The 23,154-nt window shown below is 50.7% G+C and carries 22 protein-coding genes; 12 read left to right on the top strand and 10 right to left on the bottom strand.

What is annotated here, in order from left to right:
• The first annotated feature begins 106 nt into the window (after positions 1-106).
• The 8 genes from xsc to GY634_RS08865 all read left to right on the top strand — a co-directional run bounded on the left by xsc (position 107) and on the right by GY634_RS08865 (position 8,693).
• The gene (gene xsc, locus GY634_RS08900) at positions 107-1,921 is read left to right on the top strand and encodes a sulfoacetaldehyde acetyltransferase (RefSeq protein ID WP_166408196.1); all 1,815 of its coding nucleotides are present in this window, start codon (positions 107-109) and stop codon (positions 1,919-1,921) included.
• A gap of 77 nt (positions 1,922-1,998) precedes the next feature.
• Positions 1,999-2,805, top strand: a complete 807-nt coding sequence (locus tag GY634_RS08895; RefSeq protein ID WP_166408195.1) for a thiazole synthase — start codon at positions 1,999-2,001, stop codon at positions 2,803-2,805.
• Between the two features lie 28 nt (positions 2,806-2,833).
• Positions 2,834-3,223 (top strand): nuclear transport factor 2 family protein, encoded by a 390-nt coding sequence (locus tag GY634_RS08890; protein ID WP_166408194.1) that lies wholly within the window; start codon positions 2,834-2,836, stop codon positions 3,221-3,223.
• 28 nt (positions 3,224-3,251) lie between these two features.
• On the top strand, positions 3,252-4,673 hold the full coding sequence (locus GY634_RS08885; protein ID WP_242683660.1) for an NAD(P)/FAD-dependent oxidoreductase: 1,422 nt from the start codon (positions 3,252-3,254) through the stop codon (positions 4,671-4,673).
• Positions 4,674-4,765: 92 nt separating this feature from the next.
• Entirely contained in the window at positions 4,766-5,758 is a 993-nt protein-coding gene (locus tag GY634_RS08880) for a TRAP transporter substrate-binding protein (RefSeq protein ID WP_166408192.1), read from the top strand.
• Positions 5,759-5,875: 117 nt separating this feature from the next.
• Entirely contained in the window at positions 5,876-6,442 is a 567-nt protein-coding gene (locus tag GY634_RS08875) for a TRAP transporter small permease (protein ID WP_166408191.1), read from the top strand.
• 3 nt (positions 6,443-6,445) lie between these two features.
• Positions 6,446-7,786: a TRAP transporter large permease gene (locus tag GY634_RS08870; RefSeq protein WP_166408190.1), complete on the top strand. Its 1,341-nt coding sequence runs from the start codon at positions 6,446-6,448 to the stop codon at positions 7,784-7,786.
• A 1-nt stretch (position 7,787) separates the two neighbouring features.
• On the top strand, positions 7,788-8,693 hold the full coding sequence (locus GY634_RS08865) for a cache domain-containing protein (protein WP_166408189.1): 906 nt from the start codon (positions 7,788-7,790) through the stop codon (positions 8,691-8,693).
• A gap of 119 nt (positions 8,694-8,812) precedes the next feature.
• Here GY634_RS08865 and GY634_RS08860 read toward each other — a convergent pair whose 3' ends face one another.
• A complete protein-coding gene (locus GY634_RS08860; RefSeq protein WP_166408188.1) occupies positions 8,813-10,393 on the bottom strand; it encodes a methyl-accepting chemotaxis protein in 1,581 nt (526 codons plus the stop codon).
• Positions 10,394-10,587: 194 nt separating this feature from the next.
• On the bottom strand, positions 10,588-12,231 hold the full coding sequence (locus GY634_RS08855) for a methyl-accepting chemotaxis protein (RefSeq protein WP_166408187.1): 1,644 nt from the start codon (positions 12,229-12,231) through the stop codon (positions 10,588-10,590).
• Positions 12,232-12,402: 171 nt separating this feature from the next.
• Here GY634_RS08855 and GY634_RS08850 point away from each other — a divergent pair, with 171 nt between their 5' ends.
• From GY634_RS08850 to nadC, 3 genes are all read left to right on the top strand, one after another.
• Complete coding sequence (locus GY634_RS08850) at positions 12,403-13,338, top strand: NUDIX hydrolase (protein ID WP_207625558.1); 936 nt, start codon at positions 12,403-12,405, stop codon at positions 13,336-13,338.
• Between the two features lie 16 nt (positions 13,339-13,354).
• Entirely contained in the window at positions 13,355-14,839 is a 1,485-nt protein-coding gene (locus GY634_RS08845) for an NAD(P)H-hydrate dehydratase (protein ID WP_166408185.1), read from the top strand.
• Positions 14,840-14,929: 90 nt separating this feature from the next.
• Complete coding sequence (nadC, locus tag GY634_RS08840; RefSeq protein ID WP_423227295.1) at positions 14,930-15,811, top strand: carboxylating nicotinate-nucleotide diphosphorylase; 882 nt, start codon at positions 14,930-14,932, stop codon at positions 15,809-15,811.
• A gap of 29 nt (positions 15,812-15,840) precedes the next feature.
• On the opposite strand, the gene GY634_RS08835 is transcribed toward nadC, so the two are convergent.
• From GY634_RS08835 to GY634_RS08800, 8 genes are all read right to left on the bottom strand, one after another.
• Complete coding sequence (locus GY634_RS08835; RefSeq protein WP_166408183.1) at positions 15,841-16,410, bottom strand: Spy/CpxP family protein refolding chaperone; 570 nt, start codon at positions 16,408-16,410, stop codon at positions 15,841-15,843.
• Positions 16,411-16,507: 97 nt separating this feature from the next.
• On the bottom strand, positions 16,508-17,200 hold the full coding sequence (locus GY634_RS08830) for a response regulator (RefSeq protein ID WP_166408182.1): 693 nt from the start codon (positions 17,198-17,200) through the stop codon (positions 16,508-16,510).
• Positions 17,197-18,612, bottom strand: coding sequence for an ATP-binding protein (locus tag GY634_RS08825; RefSeq protein ID WP_166408181.1), 1,416 nt, complete (start codon positions 18,610-18,612; stop codon positions 17,197-17,199). The genes GY634_RS08830 and GY634_RS08825 overlap by 4 nt, the downstream gene beginning before the upstream one ends.
• 54 nt (positions 18,613-18,666) lie before the next feature.
• Positions 18,667-18,996, bottom strand: a complete 330-nt coding sequence (locus GY634_RS08820; RefSeq protein ID WP_166408180.1) for a DHCW motif cupin fold protein — start codon at positions 18,994-18,996, stop codon at positions 18,667-18,669.
• A 65-nt stretch (positions 18,997-19,061) separates the two neighbouring features.
• Entirely contained in the window at positions 19,062-19,838 is a 777-nt protein-coding gene (locus GY634_RS08815; RefSeq protein WP_166408179.1) for a nucleotidyltransferase domain-containing protein, read from the bottom strand.
• A 79-nt stretch (positions 19,839-19,917) separates the two neighbouring features.
• Positions 19,918-20,421: a GNAT family N-acetyltransferase gene (locus GY634_RS08810; protein ID WP_166408178.1), complete on the bottom strand. Its 504-nt coding sequence runs from the start codon at positions 20,419-20,421 to the stop codon at positions 19,918-19,920.
• Positions 20,422-20,463: 42 nt separating this feature from the next.
• Complete coding sequence (locus tag GY634_RS08805) at positions 20,464-21,648, bottom strand: MFS transporter (RefSeq protein ID WP_166408177.1); 1,185 nt, start codon at positions 21,646-21,648, stop codon at positions 20,464-20,466.
• Between the two features lie 289 nt (positions 21,649-21,937).
• A complete protein-coding gene (locus GY634_RS08800) occupies positions 21,938-22,438 on the bottom strand; it encodes an HPP family protein (protein ID WP_166408176.1) in 501 nt (166 codons plus the stop codon).
• A 93-nt stretch (positions 22,439-22,531) separates the two neighbouring features.
• On the opposite strand from GY634_RS08800, the gene GY634_RS08795 reads away from it, so the two are divergent.
• Positions 22,532-23,089 (top strand): TetR/AcrR family transcriptional regulator, encoded by a 558-nt coding sequence (locus GY634_RS08795; RefSeq protein WP_166408175.1) that lies wholly within the window; start codon positions 22,532-22,534, stop codon positions 23,087-23,089.
• Positions 23,090-23,154 lie beyond the last annotated feature (65 nt).

Here is a 23,154-nt window from a genome sequence, read left to right as displayed (position 1 = left end):
AGACTGTTTTTGTCTCGATAAAGTGTTTAAAAAATCTCGGAAAATAAGATTTTTGATGCATGTGGTGTGCCATACACTGTATTTGTATATAAATGGAGACTAGGTGATGAGCCAGGTAGCAGATAACCGTAAGCCGGTAACCGGACTAACAAAAATGACCCCTTCAGAGGCATTCGTAGAGACCATGGTGTCTTACGGTGTGAAGGATATGTTTGGGATCATGGGGTCCGCTTTTATGGATGCCATGGATATTTTTGCGCCAGCAGGGATACGCTTGATTCCGGTGGTGCACGAACAAGGTGCTGCGCACATGGCCGATGGTTACGCTCGCGTATCCGGTAAGCATGGTGTGGTGATTGGCCAGAATGGCCCTGGTATCAGTAACTGCGTAACCGGTATTGCGGCGGCTTACTGGGCACATAGTCCTGTGGTGATCGTGACGCCTGAGGCAGGTACCAACACAATGGGTCTGGGTGGTTTCCAAGAGTGTAACCAGCTACCCATGTTCCAAGAATTTACTAAATACCAAGGGCATGTGACCAATCCTGCTCGTATGGCTGAATACACAAGCTTGTGTTTCGAGCGTGCGATGACCGAGATGGGCCCAACCCAGTTGAATATTCCACGTGACTACTTCTACGGTGAAGTGACATGTGAAATCCCTACACCACGTAAATTAGATCGTGGTCATGGTGGCGAACAAGCACTGGAAGAAGCACTGGAATTGTTGGCTAACGCTAAATTCCCGGTGATTATTTCGGGCGGTGGTGTGGTGATGAGCGACGCGGTTGAAGAGTGTAAAGCGCTGGCTGAACGCTTGGGTGCTCCGGTTGTGAACAGCTATCAGCATAACGACTCTTTCCCTGCTAGCCATCCTCTGTGGTGCGGTCCTTTGGGTTACCAAGGTTCCAAAGCAGGTATGAAGCTGATTTCGCAAGCTGACGTGGTGATTGCGCTGGGTACTCGCTTGGGACCATTTGGTACATTGCCGCAGTACGGTATTGATTACTGGCCTAAAAATGCCAAGATCATCCAAATTGATGCCGATCACAAAATGCTGGGTCTGGTGAAAAAAATCTCCGTCGGTATTTGTGGTGACGCAAAAGCCGTGGCTAAAGAGCTGTTGGCACGCGTGAGTGCGCGCAAACTGGCTAGCGATGCGACTAAAGCGGATCGCGCAGCAACCATTGCCCAAGAAAAAGCGACATGGGAAGCAGAATTGGATGCGTGGACACACGAAACTGATCCATACAGCTTGGACATGATTGCTGAAAATGCCAAAGAGAAAACCTTTAATGGCGGCGAATACCTACACCCACGTCAAGTATTGCGTGAGCTGGAAAAAGCCATGCCTGCCGATGTAATGGTGTCTACAGATATCGGTAACATTAACTCGGTGGCGCACAGCTACCTGCGTTTTGAAAAACCACGCAGCTTCTTCGCCCCCATGAGCTTTGGTAACTGCGGTTACGCATTGCCTACTATTATTGGTGCCAAAACGGCTGCACCAGAGCGTCCAGCGGTGTCGTACGCCGGTGATGGCGCATGGGGCATGAGCATGATGGAAATCATGACAGCGGTACGTCATGAAATTCCCGTGACAGCGGTGGTGTTCCATAACCGTCAATGGGGTGCTGAGAAGAAAAACCAGGTGGAGTTCTACAACCGTCGTTTTGTAGCCGGCGAGTTGGATAACGCATCGTTTGCAGATATTGCCAAAGCCATGGGTGCTGAGGGTATAGTCGTGGATCGTTTGGAGGATGTAGGTCCTGCACTGAAACGCGCCATTGACATGCAGATGAACGAGGGCAAAACCTGCGTGTTGGAAATCATGTGTACACGCGAACTGGGTGATCCGTTCCGTCGTGATGCGCTGAAACGTCCTGTACGTTTGCTGGAAAAATACAAAGACTACGTCTAATTTTTCTAGATTGAGTAGTGCCTGGAGGGGGCGGCTCGCCCCCTCCTATTGAAGTCAACAAAAGAACAGGCTGTTTTATGGAAGACGCACTCGTTATTGCAGGCCGCTCATACCAATCCAGATTGCTGGTAGGCACTGGCAAGTACAAAGATTTTGTTGAAACACGCGAAGCGGTAGAGCAGAGCGGGGCAGAGATTGTCACCGTTGCTATACGCCGCACCAACATAGGTCAGGATGCTGGCGAGCCCAGTTTGCTGGACTATGTTTCACCGCAAGACTACACCTATTTACCCAACACCGCTGGCTGCTTTAGCGCCGACGACGCGGTACGCACGCTGCGTTTAGCGCGCGAATTGTTGGATGGCCATTCGTTGGCAAAACTCGAAATTTTCGGTAGTCAGAAAAACCTGTACCCCAACATGCCTGAAACCTTAAAGGCGGCGAAAACGCTGGTGAAAGAAGGCTTTGACGTGATGGTGTACTGCTCGGACGACCCTATACAAGCACGTATGTTGGAAGACATGGGCTGCGTTGCCATTATGCCGTTGGCCTCGATTATCGGCTCGGGCATGGGCATTTTGAACCCGTGGAATATACGTCTGATTTTGGATCAAATAAACGTACCAGTACTGCTGGACGCTGGGGTGGGAACTGCCTCAGACGCCACCATCGCCATGGAACTAGGGTGCGATGCGGTACTGATGAATTCTGCCATCTCTTACGCACAAGACCCCATTCGTATGGCGCGAGCTATGCGCAGGGCGGTGCAGGCAGGGCGTGATGCATTTTTAGCTGGGCGTATGCCCAAAAAACATTATTTGGCTGAAGCGTCCTCACCTACTACAGGGCTAATACATAGCGACGCACAGCCGGTAATGCAATAACGACGATAACTGGAAGGAGCACAAGAACATGAATCAAAAACTAGAACTATTGAAAGCCTACAGCCAAGCGTGGAATGACCATGATATTGATACCATCATGAGCATGATGACCAAAGATTGTGCATTCTACGCGATTGCGGGTAATGAAGTAGAAGGCACTATTCACCAAGGCCACGAGAAAGTACGTGTGGCTTTTGAGTCGGCGTGGAAAAACTTCCCCGATGCAGCATGGTTAGATGGTGACTTCCATATGCTGGATGCCAACCACGCCATGTCTACATCGCGCTTTAAAGGTACAGACCTGAATGGTGGCAAACACGAAGCACTGATGGTGGATTTGTTCACGTTTGAGGGTGACAAAATTGCCATTAAAAATGCCTTCCGTAAAAACCGTCCTCCAGTGACTAGCGGGAAATAATATGCTCCAAGAAACGTCAAAACAGACTATGGCTGAGACGTTAGGGCATGCTACACCTGCTAAACGTCCTTATGATCCAGCCTATGATCCGTTCACCGCGCATAGCAATCCTGGTGAAGGTACGGAATATGCACCTACCTATTGGGTAGGTACTGCTGGTGAACCACCAGAAGATGATGGTCCTATTACCCACGATATAGAAGTGGATGTGGCCATTATTGGTTCGGGTTTTACGGGCTTAACGACAGCCATTTTCCTGGCCCAAGAACACGGTATCAAAGCAACAGTACTAGAAGCCAACCGTACCGCGTGGGGGTGTAGTACACGTAACGGCGGTCAAGCACAATGTGCCTCGGGCCGATTAAAGCGTTCGCAGTGGATTCAGCGTTGGGGTGTAGAGACAGCTCTGAAAATGCACCGTGAGTGCGTAGAGGGCATGGAGAACTTCAAAGAGCTGATCAAAGACATAGACTGTGATCCGCAACCGGGTGGCCATTTGTACATTGCTCACCGTGAACGTGTGATGCCGGTTCTAGAAAAAGAAGCGGCGTTATTGCGTGACACCTTTAACTACGATGCGCGCATTTTAAGTGCTGACACCGTACGTAACGAGTGGGTGAATGATCATGAAGCCCATGGTGCGATGCATGAGCCTGAGGGTATAGGTATACACGCCGGAAAATTGGCCTTTGGTTATTTGAAAAAAGCCCGTGCTTTGGGGGCTACTGTGCACCCATCCAGCCCAGTACAAAGCTGGAAAACTCGAAACGGCTATCACTATTTGCAAACCCCAGGTGGCGTGGTCAAAGCCAAAGCCGTAGGGGTGGCAACTGGTGGCTATACCTCTAATGGGTTGCATAAAGAGTTTAAAAATCGCTTATTGCCGATTTTGTCTAATTCCATGGTGACTCGTCCGCTGACTGCAGCAGAGATTGAGGCCTGCCGTTTTTACACGCATCAGGTACTAACCGATACACGTGTGCTGCGTAACTACTACCGTTTGTTGCCGGATAACCGTTTGCAGATTGGTAGCCGTAGCGCGATTACGGGCAAAGATGCGCCGCAACGTAAGTATCAAGACCTGCTAGTAGGTGCAATGGAGCGTAAGTTTCCAGAGCTAAAAGGCATTGATATTGCTTATTCCTGGTGGGGATGGGTAGACGTCAGTCACGACATGATGCCGCGCATTGTGCAGCCAGACCCAAAACAAACCATTTATTACGCAATGGGTTATGGCGGTAATGGCGTGATGTATTCATCACAAGCAGGTAGGCGCATGGCCCAGTGGATTGCAGGCAAAGGCCAAGAGCTGGATCTGCCTATATTCCAAGACAGATTACCGTTCCCGAATGTACGGGAAATGGTGGAGTCCGAGTTTTTTGCCCCGTTTAGACGATTTGGTCAGCGCTTCTTGTATCGCTGGTATCACTTGAAAGATGAGGTGCTGTAGGGGCTGAAATCCCCAAGCACCGGAAAAAGGAGTCTGGTGCTTGGTTTTGCTGTAATACACACACACCTCTGACAAAGAGGGAGGAGACTACGATGACACTCAAAAAATGGCTCACAGGTTCTGTTTGGGCAGCAAGTTTGTTGTTGGCAACGGCTGCAAGCGCTACCACCTTTAAGGTAGCGATTGGTGATGCGGCTGGTGGTACTCAATATGAACTGGGCAAAGCATTTGCCGAGCAGTTGAAAGAAAAAAGTGGTGGCAGCATGACCGCTGATCTGTTTCCAAACAGTCAGTTAGGCGATGAGCAAGATACGATTAATGATGCGGCAATGGGGTTGTTGGATTTCTCCATTTTAGCGATCAACAACATCACCCCGTTTTCCCCCAGTGTGGCCGTGCTCACGTTGCCTTACGTGATTCAAAGTGTAGAGGACGCCAAAATACTGACCCAAGGTGACGTGGGTAAAGAACTCACTGAAAACACCATTCGTGATGCTGGCGTGCGTATTATTGGTTGGTCGTACTCGGGCTTCCGTGTGCTCACCAACTCTAAACGTCCAGTACGCACATTGGATGACCTGAAAGGCTTGATCATTCGTGTGCCTAAAAACGAATTGATGATTGCCTCGTATAACGCGTGGGGCGTGAACCCTACACCTATGGCGTGGAATGAAACCTTTACGGCCTTGCAACAAGGTGTAGTAGACGGGCAAGATAATCCATACATGACTATTTCTGCCATGAAGTTTGATGAAGTGCAGAAGTACATTACCCCCATTCGCTACCTGTTCTCGCTCGAGCCGTTGGTCATGAGTGAGCAAGTGTTCCAAGCACAAACTCCTGAAGTGCAAGCGTGGATTTTGGCCGCCGGTCAAGCGGCGACTGAGCATAGCTACGAATACATCCAAGCTACCGAAGAGCGCATCAAGCAAGAGTTGCAAGCGGCGGGTATGGAGATCGTAGAGCCAGCTAACAATGAGCAGGAATGGATTGAAGCGGCAACCACCAAAGTGTGGCCAGCTTTCTATGACTCCATCGGCGGTAAAGAGCGCTTAGATGCCATCTTGGCCACGCTGAACCGTTAAACCGCGTTTTTCATCAAGAAACTGAAGTACCGCAGATACCTGCCATGAGCCGGTATCTGCCTTGATGCTGCCTGATACACGCCTAAATCAGGCTAAAGAGTGATGTTGGAGACAGGTATGAGGATAAAAAAAGCACTAGTACACATAGTGGATCATTTTGAGGAGTACATCTGTGCTTTGCTATTAAGCACCTTTGTAATCCTGTTGTTTGTTCAGATTATTTTGCGACAGTTTTTCGCCTACAGCATTCCGTGGGGTGAAGAGGTCGCTACCTACATGTTTGTATGGTTTGCCTATTTAGGGGCAGTGGTGGCCGCCAAAATGTCCGCGCATAACCGTGTGACATTTCAGTTCAAGTTTTTCCCTCCTATTGTGAAGAAGGTAACGGAGTCCATTGCTGACTTGTTGTGGGTGGCCTTTAACCTGTACTTCACCTGGTTGAGCTACGACTTTGTGTTCAATCGTATGAATTCATTTTGGAAATCCCAAACAACGGGTATTCCCATGAAGTATTTCTTTATGGTGTTACCGGCTGCATTTTTGCTGATGTCTATACGTATTTTGTGGAACAACTACTTGGTCTGGTTTAAACACGTAGAGCTGGTAGACCCTGAAAGCCAAGAACTAGAAGCAATTAAACGTCAGGGGGCTGAAGCCCGTGACAGCGTGGTGGAAGGAGCCTAAGTCATGGAGCAGTCTATTGTAGGGTTATTGTTTGGCGGGTTTTTTGTACTGCTGCTATTGGGCGCACCCATTACAGTATCGCTAGCCGGTGCTGCCATGTTTGCGTTTTTGGCGCTGGGAAAAAACCCCATTTCGTTTGTACAGATTGCGTTTACCTCGGTAGGAAGTTTTCCGTTGATGGCATTACCTGCTTTTATTTTGGCAGGGGCATTGATGGAGGCCGGAGGGATTTCGCGGCGATTAGTGGATATTGCTGAAACCTTAGCAGGGCCGGTTACAGGCGGGCTGGGCATGGCAACCGTTCTGGCCTGCCTATTTTTTGGTGCAATTTCGGGGTCGGGGCCAGCTACCACGGCGGCGGTGGGGATGCTGATGATCCCAGCCATGACGCAACGTAAATACGACCTGAGCTATGCATCGGCATTAACGGCCTCATCGGGTGGTTTAGGGATTATTATCCCGCCCTCTATTCCCATGGTGATTTTTGGTATTTCAGCCCTAGGCTTGCGCCCACCAGCAGAGGCTATCGCTTTGCACGGCCAGTTCTCTACGGTTTCCATTTCTAAACTGTTTATTGCTGGGGTGGTGCCCGGGCTAGTGATGGCCTCTAGCTTGCTGGTGATGAACTACATCATTTCACGTAAGTCTGGCTATAAAGGCATGGGCTCAGGCTGGTGTTTGTCGGATTTGAAAAAGTCTTTGCGTCGCGGTGTGTGGTCTATTTTTGCCCCCGTTTTTATTTTGGGCGGTATTTATGCGGGGTTCTTCACGCCTACAGAGTCTGCGGTAGTGGCCATTTTCTACACCTTGTTTGTAGGGGTGTGCATTCACCGCGAAATGAGCTGGTCAAAACTGTTTAACTCGTTGCGCACGACTACATGGATTACGGGGCGTGTGTTGCTGATTTTGTTTGCTGCGACGGTGTTTGGCCGTTTATTGGTAGAACAGCGTATTCCAGCCCTGATTGCAGAATCGCTTATTAGCTGGACAGACAACATGTACTTGATCTGGACCATTCTGATTGCGTTCTTGCTGTTTGTGGGCATGTTCATGGAAACACTGGCGGCTATCATGATTTTGGTACCCGTATTGTTGCCCGTGACTTACATGCTGGGTGTAGACCCAACGCACGTTGGGATTGTGGTGATTTGTACCTTGTCTGTGGGCTTCATTACGCCGCCGCTAGGGGAAAACCTATTTGTGGCATCGGGTATAGGTGGGGCGACAGTAGAGCAGGTGGTAGCTAAAGCGTTGCCATTTATTTTGGTGCTGGTCGTGGCTATCTTTATCATCGCCTTCATCCCTAGCTTATCGCTATGGTTGCCTGGATTAATGGGGTACTAAGATGAGAACTACGCATAATTTACTCGGCGCGGTAGTCGTAGGTGGGGCGATGGTCTTAGCAGGTAGTGTGCAGGCAGGCCCGTCTAGCACCGAACATGCTGTAGGCTTGTCGTCTACTCAAATTAGCGAACAACAGCAGCGTGTGCACAGGCTGCTTGATAAGGCTATAGAGCATATACGACAAAATGGTCCCAAAGCCGTAAATGATTTCACGCATGATCCTGCATTTATTGATCGTGATTTATACGTGTACAGCCTAAGTCCTGCAGGGCAGATGTTATCCAGTGGCGGCTGGTCTGCAGGGTTGATAGGGCAGAACGTATTAGCGGAAACCGACGATGCAGGGCAACCTTTTTTTAGTCAAATGCTGAAGCTGGCCAAACAAAATAAGGCCGGTAGTATTGAGTACTACTGGTTCAACCCAAACGATGGCAAAGATGAGATCAAAATTACGTATTTTGAGGTCGTGGATGGCATTGTCGTCGCGGTGGGTTTTTTCCCTGGTTACCCAACCGAGGAACAGGCCAAGCAAATGCTAGAACAAGCGGTGAGTGAATACTTTGCTAACCCTAGTTTGGCATTGCGCAAATTCCGTAATAAGCAGGGGGAGTTTAGGCGTCGGGATCAGTATGTGTTTGTGCTAGATAAAGCACAGCGTAAAGTGGTGTTGAACCCTGCTTTTTCTGAAAACAATGATGTCTCGGTGGATGATATTGCGGATGTACAAGGCCAGCACTTTCTGCGTGACATGCTGGAAAATGCGTCACCCAATAGCATTCAAGCCATTGATTATTGGTGGCTAAGCCCTGAAACCCGTCAGGTAGAACACCGACGGGCGTTTTATCAGCAGGTGGGGGATCAGGTGATTGCTGTGGGAACCAATGTGTTTCCTGATTCCACTCCTTAACAGAGTGTTATCTGCTCCAAAGTTGCCGGCCTTTTTAGGCCGGTTTTTTTATGTATAACAGCGTGGCAAGGTGGGTTTGTAAAAGGGCGAGCCCCCACAGTTGCTCGCCCGAGTGAGGGTTAGGCAACGTTTAAAACGCGTATGGCCTCGTCTAGCTGGGTGGTTTGCTTGGCGAGTTCGGCCGCCGTGTGGTGAATGTTTTCAATCAGGTCGCTATTTTGTTGCGTGGTGTGGTCAATGTGTTGGATGGCCACGCTGACTTGTTTTAAGCCCACCGCTTGTTGTTCTGATGCGCAGGAAATTTCCGCCACAATATCAGATACCCGCTGACTGGATTCCAGCATGTGTTGTAGATGTTGTCCGGAGCTTTCGGCCTGCTTCACCCCAGCGTCCACACGCTGTACCGAGGCATCAATCAACGTTTTGATATCACTGGCAGCACTCGCACTGCGTTGCGCTAAGCTGCGCACTGCAGATGCCACCACAGCAAAACCCCGTCCAGCTTCGCCGGCACGGGCAGACTCTACCGCCGCGTTTAACGCCAAGATATTGGTTTGAAAGGCAATACTGTCTATCAGTGTCACGATGTTGGCGATTTTGGTAGAGCCTTGGTGTATGTCTTGTATGGTTTGTATAAGTTGGCCTACTTCGTGGCTGCCGCGCTCGGCGGTTTTCATGCTCGCCGCAGCCAGTTGGTTGGCTTGCTGGGCGTTATCCGCGTTTTGTTGAACCGTAGTAGTCAGTTGCTCCATGCTGGTGGCTGTTTCCTCTATAGAGGCTGCTTGACTACTATTGCGCTCGGTTAAGTGTGCATTGGCATCATAGAGCGATTGCACGGCTTGGTTCGCCGCCTGAATACCGTAGCGAGTTTCTCCTGCAATGCCAGTTAGGCTTTTTCGCATAAGTTCTAAGTTATAGAAAAGCTTCTTATGCTCCTCTAAACCACGATGGGCAAGGTGGTCTATATCCAGAATTAAGTTGCCAGTGGAAATCTGCTGCACGATCAGAGTAGCGTGTTGCAATGCTTGGCTAAGGCGACGTTGTAGACGCCAGGTGTACAGCAGCACACCTATTGCTAACACCGAAGGCAGTAGCGCATGAGCCCATGCAGGGCACTGGTCTGGCATGACATAAGGGCTTGTCGCAGTAATACCAATAGCCAGCAACGAGAGGGTGGTGAGCCGTGTTAGTGCACCGGGAATACTATTGCGGAAAGGGCGCTTTAGGGTGTGCAGAATACGTCGCCATCCTGTAGGGATGAGCAAACCTTCCTGTAAATAGGCGGTGGCACGTTTTTCTTGTAGGGCTTTATAGAAGGTTTCAGCCGTTTCTATTTGCTGTCGGGTGGGTTTGGTTCGTACCGAGGCATAGCCTATAACTTGCCCGTTTTCATACAGCGGCGACACCAATGCTTGCACCCAATAAAAACCGCCATCTTTGCGTCGGTTTTTAACCAGCCCCATCCACGGCTTACCTTTTTGCAGCGTTTCCCAAAAATCGGCAAAGGCCTCGGTAGGCATATCGGGGTGGCGCACAATGTTATGTGCTTTCCCTATGAGCTCTTCGCGTTCAAAACCACTAATGGTGACGAACTCAGGGTTCGCGTAGGTAATACGGCCTTTAAGGTCGGTCTTGGATATCAGGTATTGTTCCGGCCCTAGCTCGGTTTCAATCTGAGTAATAGGCATGTTAATGCGCATGGCAGTGCTCCTCATCATGTCGGAGTAAGTGATATCACGACGATTACGGCACGCGGCGTATGTGCTTTAAGCCTAAATGGAAACATAAGTGCAACAAATGAAACAGAGGAGTATAAAAAGATGCCTGCTCCGTGATAGGGCAGGCATGTATAGGGCATGAGAGCCGGTTTTTGCGAGTTTTCTCTGTTACATATTTATTGCAAGCGTGCGCGTGACGAATGCTCAATAGCCGGTGTTTGGCGGGTGGCCTCGGTATTCAGTACGCGTATGGATTCGTCTAGTTCACTGGCTTGATGGCTTAGTTGCTGCGTGGTGCGGCCTAGGTCATCGACCAAGAAACCGTTTTGACGGGTGACTTCATCCATGTGCGAAACCGCTTGGTTGATCTGTTGCAAGCCTATGGATTGCTCTTCAGAGGCGTAAGAAATTTCGTTGATGATATCGCTTACTCGTTGTACGGACTCTTCAATGTCGTGCATGGTTTGTGCTGCGTGATCGGCTTTTTGCACGCCTTCATTCATCAGGGTAACGGATTCGTTAATCAGCAGTTTGATTTCACCTGCTGCTTTAGAGCTGCGCTGTGCAAGGCTGCGTACCTCGCCAGCTACGACAGCAAAACCTCGGCCTGCCTCGCCTGCGCGAGCTGATTCTACGGCGGCGTTAAGCGCCAGAATATTGGTTTGAAAGGCAATGCCTTCAATGAGGCTGACGATCTCGCTGATCTGGTTGGCGCTACTGTGAATACCCTGCATGGTTTCGGTCAGTTCGGCCACGGCAGTGCCGCCTCGTTTGGCGGTTTGCATGCTGTTATTAGCAAGCTCGCTGGCTCGCACGGCGTTGTCGGCGTTTTGTTTTACCGTAACGGTAAGCTCTTCCATGCTGGCTGCTGTTTTTTGCAAAGAGTCTGCTTGATGTGCCGTACGTTCAGACAGTAGTCGGTTGTCGTGATCTAGCTCTTTAGCGACTTCAATAGAAGCCAATACGCCGCGGTGGGTGTCCGCTGCAATTGCAATCAAACTTTTACGCATGATCTCTAGGCAGAAGTTCAGTTCGCCGGTTTCGTGATTTTGCGCTTTGGCATCTTCAGCATCAGTAATGTGCAAATCCAAATTACCCGCTGCAATTTGTTGGGTAATTTGCGAGGCACTTTTAAGCGCTTTATTGAAGCGTTGGCTAATGTGCCAGCCATAGGCCATGAAGGCAGAAAAGCCTACGCCCAGAAATAAGCCAGCGGCTAACTGGTAGCCTTCGGGAATCCCTTGGTTAAAGGCAGCGACGCTAATGGTGCCAGTAATGGCGGTGGCCAACATGGCTAACCTAAACATGCTGGCGCGTAGTGAACGATTAAAGGGCCAGCGAGCCCATTGCAGCACACGCCGCCAGCCTGTGGGTACAATGCGGCCGGCTTTAAGGATGTAGCCGCTTACCTCATTATTAGTAATCTGTTCGTAAAAGTGTTCGGCCTCTGCCACTTGTGCGTCCGAGGGGCGCACGCGTACCGAGGCGTAGCCTGTGACGTGGCCATTTTCAAATATGGGTGATACTAAGGCTTGAACCCAGTAAAACCCACCGTCTTGACGGCGGTTTTTTACTAGCCCCAACCACGGTTTGTTGGCCTGTAAGGTATCCCACAAGTCTTGAAAGCCCGCAGGTGGCATATGAGGGTGGCGCACAATGTTGTGCGCTTTACCTAACAGCTCAGTACGAGTGAAACCGCTAATGTCCACAAAGGCAGAGTTCGCATACGTAATGCGGCCTTTAAGATCCGTTTTAGAAATCAGATACTGGTTGGGGTGTACCTTGGTTTCTACCTCGGTAATGGGGTAGTTCTTGCGCACGGCTAAACCTTGTCACAACAGATTTTAGAATAGGGTACTCCTTAACGGTTGATTGCCTGAAAACTTTAGGTATGGTCATAAAGAGTAATAGTTTCTTCTGTCAGTATAGCGAGGGGCTTACGGCTATAATCCTAAGCGTGATCCATCCATCATTGACAGGTTTGTGTGAATTTGAGTCATTCTGATATTTTGGTGCGAACAGAATTGGTAGCGGTATTGGTTGCCGTGAATCAAGGCCAACCGCGAGTATTAACCACTAGCCAAGGACGCTGCTTGCCAGCGGGGCCTTTGGAAAATACCCACCATTCACTACAAATGGGCTTGCGAGCCTGGGTAGAAACGCAGACTCATCACCCTATAGGTTATGTAGAACAGCTCTACACCTTTGCTGATCGCAGCCGGTTTTCTGCAGCGGGTGAGCGTATTATCTCGGTGAGTTACTTGGGGTTAACACGCGAAGGTGATACCCCTAAAGATGCGGGCGTGAGTTGGCAAGACTGGTACCGTTACTTCCCATGGGAAGATTGGCGTCAAGGCGAGCCAGCACTGATACATGACTATATTTACCCTAAATTACAAGCGTGGGCAGCAGAAGACTCGACGTTACAGCCAGAACGCTGGCAACGCGTGTGTTATGCCTTTGGTTTAGAAGGCGCAGCGTGGAACGAAGATATGGTCTTGCAGCGCTACGAGCTGTTGTTTGAGGCCAAGTTAGTACCTGAAGCACAGCGCGATAGTCGTGATGATCACCCCGGCGATGAAGGTAAGTTGGGCTTGCCTATGCACTACGATCACCGACGAATTTTGGCGACGGGGGCTGCTAGGTTGCGTGCAAAAATCAAATATCGCCCCGTGGTGTTTGAACTGATGCCACCTGAGTTTTCGTTGTTGCAGTTGCAGCAAGCCGTAGAAGCATTGGCAGGGCGGGGTCTACATAAACAAAACTTCCGCCGCTTAATGGAACAACAAAATCTAGTAGAAGAAGCCGGTGGCTTAGTATCTAGCGGGGCCGGTAGGCCTGCGAAGCTATTTAGGTTTAAAGGCGATGTAGTGTTAGAGCGAGCGATTGCAGGGACTAAACTGCCGCTGGCACGTCAGGCTCGTTAGTCTTAAGGATAGTGCCATGCAAACAGTACAGCCACTTTTTAGCCCACGTCAGATAGCCGTATTGGATGCCGCCGCCGTTGAGGTTGGGGTGTCGTTGCAATCGTTGGTGTATGTGGCGGGTACTCATGCAGCACAGGCCATACATGCACGCTGGCCCGACAATGCTATCGTGGTGCTGTGCGGGCCGGGTAATAACGGTGCAGATGGCTGGATAGCCGCTCAACATTTACGTAACTTAGGCCATGCTGTGCGCGTGTGCACGCCTAGCTCGGTAGAAAGTGCGAATGCACAAGTGCAATGGGCAGCCAGCTTGTGGCCAGAACCAGTACAAGCCAGTGATGTGTGTGATGTACAACCGCATGAAGTGGTTGTGGATGCATTGTTTGGTACAGGGCTGAATGCCGCCTTAAGCCCTACGGTGCAAGCATGGGTCGCACAGATACAGAAAGCTGGTGTTCCTGTGTGTGCCTTAGATATTCCTTCTGGTGTGAATGGGGCTACAGGTGCTGTACTAGGGCCTGCGTTTACCGCCGATCTGACCTTGGCATTTTTAAGTGCAAAGCCGGGGCATTATTTGTTGCCTGGTCGTGAACACGCTGGTGAAGTACAGGTCTTGCCGTTGCCTTTTCCGTTGCGCTTATGGCAGCGCTTAGCAAGCGATAACGCGTTTAGGGATACAGTGGGGAGGGTGGCAAACGTCAACACACCAGCATTATGGGCAGAACAATTGCCTAGCCCTACGATGACAGGGCATAAATACCATCGCGGTCATGCGTGTGTAGTGGGTGGTGATCAGTTAACTGGTGCCGCTAGGTTGGCTGCTATGGCAGCCCAGCGAGTGGGGGCCGGGCTAACCAGTGTGTTGGCCTCACAAGACGCATGGCAGGTGTATGCTACGGCGTTACCAAGTAGCATCATGGTGCAAAAGGTTCTGCTAGAACAGTGGTCATCTATGTTCCATGACGAGCGTGAAAATGCATGGTTGCTGGGACCGGGCTTAGGCGTAACGCAGCACAGTCAGCAGTTGGTGCTGCACGCCTTAGCCGCAAAGAAATCAGTAGTGTTAGACGCGGATGCCATAACGGTTTTCAAAGATCAGGCTGAGCTATTGGCGCAGCATATTGCGGCACCGTGTGTGTTGACGCCGCATGAAGGGGAGTTCGCTAGACTCTTTACGCGCAGCGACGACAAACTACAGGATGTAGTGAGTGCCGCCAAACAATTGGGGGCAGTGGTGGTGCTTAAAGGGGCCGATACAGTCATTGCAGCAGCCGATGGGCGAGTGGCCATTAATGCCAACGCGCCCGCTTATTTGGCTACTGGCGGTAGTGGTGATGTATTGGCGGGCATGATTTGTGGATTGTTAGCGCAAGGGATGCCCGCTTTTGAAGCGGCCTGTGCAGCAGTATGGTGGCATGGTGAAGCGGCACACTGCCACGGTGTGGGGTTGGTGCCTGAGGATGTCATTACGGCACTGCCAACAGTACAACGCCAGCTATAGTAAGCATTGCGGGGTAGGCCAGCACACACTATACTGAGTTCCATCACAGCGCCTTTACAGGCGCTTTATTTACCACTATAAATACTCATTATGAGCATAATAAACGAAGGAGAAACCAGGATGGCCACTCACTACGCTTTGCCACAGGTGATGCTAGAGCCGGTAGTGCGAGCAGCGTTAGCAGAAGATTTAGGACGTGGCGGCGATATTACGAGTCAGGCTGTGGTTCCGGCGGGTACCACGGCACGGCTACAGTTGGTGGCGCGTGAGGCAGGGGTGCTAGCAGGCATGGATGTAGCAAAGCTGGCGTTTATGCTGATGGATAATGCGTGCAATATCGAGGTATTGCAGCAAGATGGGGCAGATCTCTTACCCGGCACTGTTATTGCTACCTTACAGGGTGATGCACAGGCCTTATTAGCAGCAGAGCGTACTGCACTGAATTTTCTTGGGCATTTAAGCGGTATTGCGTCGGCAACTAGGCCTATTGCGCGGGCGATTGCGCCGTATGGGACGAAGGTAAGTTGCACCCGTAAAACCATGCCGGGTATGCGCATGCTGCAAAAATATGCGGTGCGAGTAGGAGGCGGCAGCAATCACCGCTTTGGTTTGGATGATGCCATTTTGATTAAAGATAACCATGTGGCCATAGCCGGGGGCGTACGTGCTGCCTTAACACGGGCTAAGGAAAACGCGGGTTATTTGGTCAAAATTGAATTAGAAGTGGATACCTTAGAGCAATTGGACGAAGCACTAGCGTGCGGGGTGGACATGCTACTTCTGGATAACATGTCCGTACCCATGCTAACCGAAGCTGTGCAACGTATAGGGGGACGTGCAATCAGTGAGGCCTCTGGCAGCATTACCCCAGAAAGCGCCGTAGAAGTAGCGAAAACTGGGGTAAACCAAATTGCGATGGGTTGGTTAACACACAGTGTGCGTGTGTTAGATATTGGTTTGGACAGCGTGTAGTGTGCTGCCGTCCAAACCTACTGCCTTAGTTATAGGCAGTTGCCGTGTTGCTGACCGCCGCCGTGGCGTGGGCCGTTGTTGTGATTACCCATGTTGTTACCGCGGTGGTCACGTCGGTCACCACGACTACCGTGTCTATCGCCTCGGTTGTGATCGCGGTTAGCCGCTTGGTGTTGCTGTACCTGTTCGCGTTGTTCAGGGGTAAGCACCGCCATGCGCTGTGCATGTAGTCTAGTGCGTTGCAAGCTTAGATCGGCTTCGGCTTTGGCCAGTTTTTCACTGCTGGCCTTTGCTTTGGCTTCATCAAAGGTGGCTGCATTTGAGGTGTCGCGCAGTTCATTGCGTGCATCGCGTACTACATTATGCAGACGTCGCATTTCAGGCTCTTGCTGGTGACGTAGCTCAAACAACTGGTCTTGTTGTGCTTGTGTCAGGTTCAAATCGCGAAAGTGCGACATGTTAGCGTTAGGGCCATGGTTACCCGATACTTGGATAGCGCTAGAGGTTGGAGGTGTGCTTTCTACCGCTTGAGACAGAGGGGAAAACACAGCCGCTACGGCAACAGTGGCAGCCAAGAGGGAAGTACGTAGTTTCAGCATGGTGAATCTCCTTTTGCGTTAAGCGTTGAGCTGATGACTACATAGTAGGACTACACTGTGCAGCAAATTGGCAAAAAATATGGAGAAAATGTGAAGCTTAGACGCTGCCTTCTTCAAACTTGTAGCCCACACCATAGATAGAACGTATGACTTCTTGCTCGGGGCGTACGGCCTCTAGTTTCTTGCGTAAGTTCTTGATGTGGCTGTCTACGGTACGGTCAGTCACAATACGGTGATCGTCGTAAATAAGGGTTAGCAACTGATCGCGACTAAATACTTGTCCGGGCGAATGGGTCATTAAGGCAAACAATCGGAACTCAACCGGGGTGAGGTCTAAGGTGACGCCATCTAGCTGGGCGAGAAACCGTGTTTCATCGATGTGTACGCCCGATGTTGTTGAAGCGGCAGCGGGGGCTTGCGGTTGATAGCGTCGCAGTACCGCTTTAACACGAGCGACCACTTCACGTGGGCTGTAGGGTTTGCACAGATAATCGTCAGCGCCTAATTCCAAGCCCAGCAGGCGGTCTATCTCTTCGACCTTAGCCGTCACCATAATGACCGGTAATTGGCTGTGTTGGCGCAGTTCTTTGCAAATAGTGAGCCCATCTTTACCCGGTAACATGAGATCTAACAGCATGAGGTCAGGCTTGAAAGAGGTGAGTGCTTCGTCTACGTGATTGCCATCGTACACGGCATGGCAAGCATAGCCCGCTGCTTCTAAGTACAGCGTGAGCAGTTCTACCAGCTTGGGTTCATCTTCAACGATCAAAATGCGTGCAGTAGAGGTCATGATGTGTGTGTTAACGGAAGCACAACGTGAATGCGCACGCCACCTAAGGGTGAGTGGTGCGCGTGAATATGGCCGCCATGAGCATGGGCGATGCGTTCGCATAGGGCCAGTCCTAAGCCAGAGCCCCCCAAAGCACGACTGCGGGAGGGGTCTACCCGGTACAGGCGCTCACACAGGCGAGGCAGATGCTCAGACGCTACACCGGGGGCTGAGTCATCAATGAAAATGTGCAAGCCATCGGTTTGGGCGTGGGCGTGCAGATGTACCTCACCCGGCGCATGGGTATAGCGCAGGGAGTTTTCCAATACATTGCTAAATAACTGATTTAAGCGTGTGCTGTCGGCTTGTAAGGTAGGAAGCTGCGGTACATCCATGCTCAGACGTAACCCTTTGGCTTCTAGACGAGGTTTGTACGCGTCATAGCAGCGCTGCAAAATAGCACGTAGGTCAGTGTTGGGGCGCAGCTCAAATTCTAGGGCACCGGAGTCTGCCAGTGACAGCATATGCAAGTCGTTAATCAACTGGTTTAGCTGCACCACTTCTTGTTTAAGCGACTGCAGCGTTTCTGGTGTGGGTTGGCGTAGGCCATCTAGCAAGGCTTCTATTTCACCTTGCAAAATAGCAAGGGGGGTACGCAACTCGTGCGAAATATCTGCCACCAAGGCTAGGCGTAGTTTTTCAGTGGCGGCTAAGGATTGCGCCATCGCATTGAAGTCCTGCGCTAGCTGCCCCAGCTCGTCTTGGCTGTGTATGGGAATACGTACGCTATAGTCGCCGGCGGCAACTTGTCGGGTGGCACGCCCCATACGTTGTATGGGGACTAGCAGTAGGCGGGCAAGCAGGTAACTGACCAAGGCTGCGAGCAACACGCTCAGCCCAGCAATAGACCATGTGGCTTGCAGTTGCTGCTGTTGAAAGCGTTGCTCTGCTGTGCTGGTTAACACACCCGCATCGGGTGGTGGAGGTGCATAGAGTAGGGTGCCAATTAGCGTGCCGTTTTGTAGCAGTTCACGGCGTAGCCAGTTGGGCGATTGTCGGCTTAACGAACCGGCGATTAGGGTGTTGTTTGGCCCTACTAAGGCAATAAGAGGCATAACACCGGGGCCGGGGCCATGCCCCGAGGAGCCACCATGGCCGGGGTTTCCATGGGTGGGGGAGTCTTCGCTGGTGGCGCGTAATGCGCGCCACCATCTAGATCGGCTGCCTTCGATGAAAGACCAATTTCCTTGCTGCTCATACTCATCTAATAAGAACGATGCTAAGGACTCTACACGTTGCTGTTCGCGCTCTAGTCGGTAGTCCACAAAACCGCGGTCAAAACTCCAGCGTATAGCGCCACCCATGGCAACAATCAATAAGATGCTGGTTGCGAGTATGGCTAAAAAGAGCTTTAGAAAAAGATTAAGGCGCATGGCAACTGTCTGGCAACAAGAGGTGCAGATAGTGTAGCGCCTTATGACTAGTTGTCAGTCTACGATGAAAAGTTTAGCACCAGTTTGGGTGCTTGATCGGTGAGCTTCCGCATTGTCTGCCACCTGATAGCTGATGCCAGGTGTGAGTGTAAAACGACGGCCATCGTCTAGTTCGGTGTCTAAACTGCCTTCTAAACACAGCAGAATATGGCCTTTGCTGCACCAGTGGTCGGCTAAATAGCCGGCTGAATACTCGACCATACGCACACGTATATCGCCAAAATGGCAGGTACGCCAGTAGGCAACACCTTGTATACCGGGGTGTTCGGTGGGGGTAATCGTTGACCAGTCAGTAAGGCCAAAGGGAATAGCGTTTAGCTGCATAAAAAGCTCATAAGCCGTCAAAAGGGAAAGGCTACGTTGTACCGTGGGCGAACCTGCTTGTCACCCTAGTAATCACCCTGTTGCTGCATCCATTGCAGTGCCTGTTGCAAACGTTCGCAGAACTCGGGTATTGGTGCCGTGGGGGTATGGGCTTGCAGTAAGAAGAACGGTAAAAACTCAACAGAGCCAGGTGAGTGCTGAGCAGCAAAGCTTACGTGCTCGGCCAATGTGGCAGGCCAGTATGTGGATGAGGCTGGACGCAAGATGTTTGTCGCACGAATCAGCTTTCTAGACGCTTCTTTTTGCAGGCGTCGCAGATGATGTTCTGATGCGGTTTCTTGTAGCCGCAGTAGGTAGCCTTGAAGCACACCGTGGTAATCACCGTTCACGGCCAGCGCAATGTCACGCGAGGGGGCGAAGGGTTGGAAGTGTTGGGCTAAATCCTCGCCTTGAATACAGCGGCAATGGTGCTTAATCCAGTACCCCCAGCTATAGTGGTTTTGCGTTGCTAGCACTTGTTCGCGTGTACCGCAGTCAATGTCTATTTTGCTCACGCTGAAATGGCGCGCTGCCGTGTTTTCGCACAAGGTAGCAAGTTGTTCGTTTTGTGCTGCTGATAAGGGATGGGTGGTGATTAAGCAGATATCTACGTCTGAAACCCCAACTTTTGCCATGCCCTTGGCCACACTGCCATAGAGGTAAAGGCTATCCAGATTATCACCCACGATGCGCGCTACGGCGTGGCTAACTTCATCCACTACAGGCTGAAACTCGGCTTGTAGTGGTGTGTAGTCAAGGCAAGGTAGGGTAGAGCTGACGTGCGATTGAGTAGGGCTGGACATAGCAGAGATAAAGATAAATCGTAGGGATAATCAATGCTAATGCCATCACATGTAGAGAGTGTGGAGATTAGAACAAGATTTATGGAGCCAAAGTGAGCTGCATGGTTTGCGATAGCAAAGGTGAGCCCTCGCGTAAGGCTGTGGGCTCACCCACAGCGCTAAAGCCATAGCGTTGGTATAACTGTATGGCAGCCGTATTGGTTTGTGTAACCCCTAACTGTATGCGCTGCACCACCACTGTTTGTAGCCATTGTATGGCGGCGTTCAGCAGGTGTTTTCCTGCGCCTAAGCCGCGCTGCTCGGGAGCCACCCACATCTGAAACAGCTCGGCGGTGGTGGCATTGTCCATGGTTAGTTGGCACCACACTAAGCCACAGGGCTGATGGTCGTGGTAGGCAATAAACGCTTTGTTTCGTGGTTGGGATAAGGCGGTGGCAATGCGCTGCTCCCACTGGTTATCAGACTGTATGCATTCGGCGTCGTAGGTACTACCAAAGGCATCGGGAGAATCGAGCAAAGCACGTAATCGCAGTGTTTTGTGTTGCATCCACTGCTGTGTCTCTAGGGGGAGGACGGTAACCATAGAATACTGATGTAGTGATCAAACAGTTTCAGTATGACACGATTACTTTATGGGTGTGGTGCGACGTTGCAGCCAAAACAATGACAACACAGAAAGCGCTAACCACGGTAGCAGTATGAGATTCATGAGGCTCCAGCCTATTACCTCTAGCAGCCACCCAGCACTAAAAGAACAGAGCACACCGACAATAAAAATGACCATGTCGTTGGTGGCTTGGGCGCGCGATTTCTCTAAGGGGCTGTAGGTGCTGGTGAGCAGTGTAGTCCCCCCTATATACATAAAATTCCAGCCTATACCCAGCGAAATTAACGAACTCATAAATGACAGTAAACTGGTGCCGGTAAGTGTCAGCAAAATATGCCCAACAAACAGTAAGGCCCCCATGAGCATGACGCGTAACACACCAAATTGAGAGATTAGCGATCCGGTAAAAAATGAAGGTAAGAACATGGCCAGAACGTGCAACTGAATGACGGCAGCGGCAGTACCCAGTTCGTGGCTGTGCAGTAGCATCGCTAAGGGGGTGGCCGTCATCGCTAAGATCATGATGCCGTAGCTCGTTGCACCGCCAAATAGTGCCACCAAATACGTAGGCTGCGTAACAATAGCCAGCCATGGACGTGCGGGTGTGTCTTTGTCGGTAACAGCGGCATACACCGGTGGCACATGAAAACCCTGTAGCACGCCTATGGACACTAAGCACAGCATGGCAATAATCAGAAATGAGCCTAAGTACTGGGGGTGCATGAGTGGGCCACCTAGCTGTGCTAATGCGGGCCCAATAAGCGCTGCGGCGACGCCCCCAGCTAATACGAGTGAAATGGCTCTGGGTCTGAACGTGCTATCGGCTATCTCACTTGCTGCAAACCGATAAAACTGGGCAAAAGCTTGATAGCACCCAATCAGGAAGGTCCCTGCGCCTAAGATAGTTAAGGAGTTTTGTGCAATCCCTAGGCTGGCAATAAGGCCGCCCACGGTACCTAACACTGCACCGAGCAAAAACCCTGCACGTCGGCCTACTTTAGCCATCCATAGCGACGCCGGAAACATCATCACAGCGGTACCTAGGAACATGCTGGCAATAGGCAGTGTGGCCCAGCGGGCAGAGCCGGAAATGGCAGCGCCAGCCAGTGCACCTATAGTCATCACGGCCACATAAACGATTTGAAAGAGCGCCTGAGCGCTAGCAAGCAGAAACACTTGCTGATGCATGGTTTTCGTGAACATGCGTTAAGCCTTATCGCTGTATGCCTAGTAGCAGTGGATGACAGTCACGCACAGGGCTAGGTAGCGCCTGCACTGTGCGTGATGCATAAAATGTATACGTGCCAGATGCCGGTGTAAGGAAGGCTGCCCAAGTGTGCTTTCCTATACGGGGGCTAGATGCTGGGTTGGTGCTGATTCAATAAACTAATTGATTGTTATGGGTAGGGGGATACCTTGTCAAGAAAGCATCTTCAACAGGGAGTAACGATTTGCGAATGATGACAGGTCTTGAGTTTGAAATAGAGGGGCATCAGAGCCAGTATTTTGGGTAACTACCTGCATTTCTGGCATTATTCACAAGGTAGGCAATCAGCACAATGGCTAATGAGCCTAACAATACGGGCGATACCAAATAGCCTATGGAAGTGTGGGCGGCAATCACAATTAGAGGGTCTGCGCCAGCAGGGGCATGAACAGTTCGAGTGATTTGCATGGCAGCTAATGCCAAGCCCACGCTGCACGCAGCGGCTAACCAGCCATCACCAAACAAAAATAGCACGAGTAAGCCCACAGCGGTAGCAACTAGGTGGCCGCCAACAATAGCGCGAGGCTGAGCTAACGGGGAGTCCGGTAGGCCAAAGGCCAGTACACAACTGGCACCAAAAGGGGCCATTAACCATGGTGTGCCAGACAGCACACTAAACCAACCAGTGATAGCAATGGCTATGGCCGCTCCTACAGATGAGATAACAATGAACCGCAATGGCGGTGCAGGGGGAGCGTTAGAAATCAATAGGCGACGTAGGGGCATGACTAAGACTCTTTTTAGATAGGCAGGTTGTATGGGATTGAGTTAGTATACTGATCAGTATCTTTGTGTCAACCGATCGGTATACTTGCTGTCATGACTACTGCACAACACATTGCATCAACCTCACTAACACTTTTCTATCGCCACGGTTTTCACGCCACCGGAGTAGAGCTGCTTAGCCGCGAAGCTGGGGTGACCAAGAAAACACTGTATAGGCATTACGCCAGCAAAGACTTGCTAATAGAGGCTGCTTTAGCCTTGCGCCATGATTGGTTTATGGACAAAATGCGCCGTTTTGTAGAGCAGGCCCCTACGGCCCAAAGACCCATGGCGTATATAGATTTCATTGCTAGCTGGACGCAAGAAGAAGGCTTTTTTGGTTGTGCGTTTATTAATGCCGCAGCAGAGTTTGCAGCGGCAGAAATGGCACCACATCAACAGGCTGCCAGCCATAAACAAGAAGTATTGCTCTATGTGCAAAGTTTGTGCCAACAGGCGACGTTAAAACAGCCTACAGAGCTGGGGGAGCAATTGTATTTAATTGGTGAGGGGTTAATCGTGACAAGTCAGGTGCAGGGGTATCAGCCAGAGAGAATAGAATCAGCAAAAGCATTAGCAAAATTGGTGTGTTTATCGGGGCAATCACGTTAAAGCCGTAAACCGGTAATTTTGGTTAATCTCTACGTGAATAAATAGTGGTGATAAGGCATTTGGGT

Source organism: Paenalcaligenes suwonensis, from assembly GCF_011290505.1.
Taxonomy (GTDB): Bacteria; Pseudomonadota; Gammaproteobacteria; order Burkholderiales; family Burkholderiaceae_B; genus Paenalcaligenes; species Paenalcaligenes suwonensis.
The sequence above is the reverse complement of the archived record's forward strand: the minus strand, read 5'-3'. Positions and strand labels throughout refer to the sequence as shown.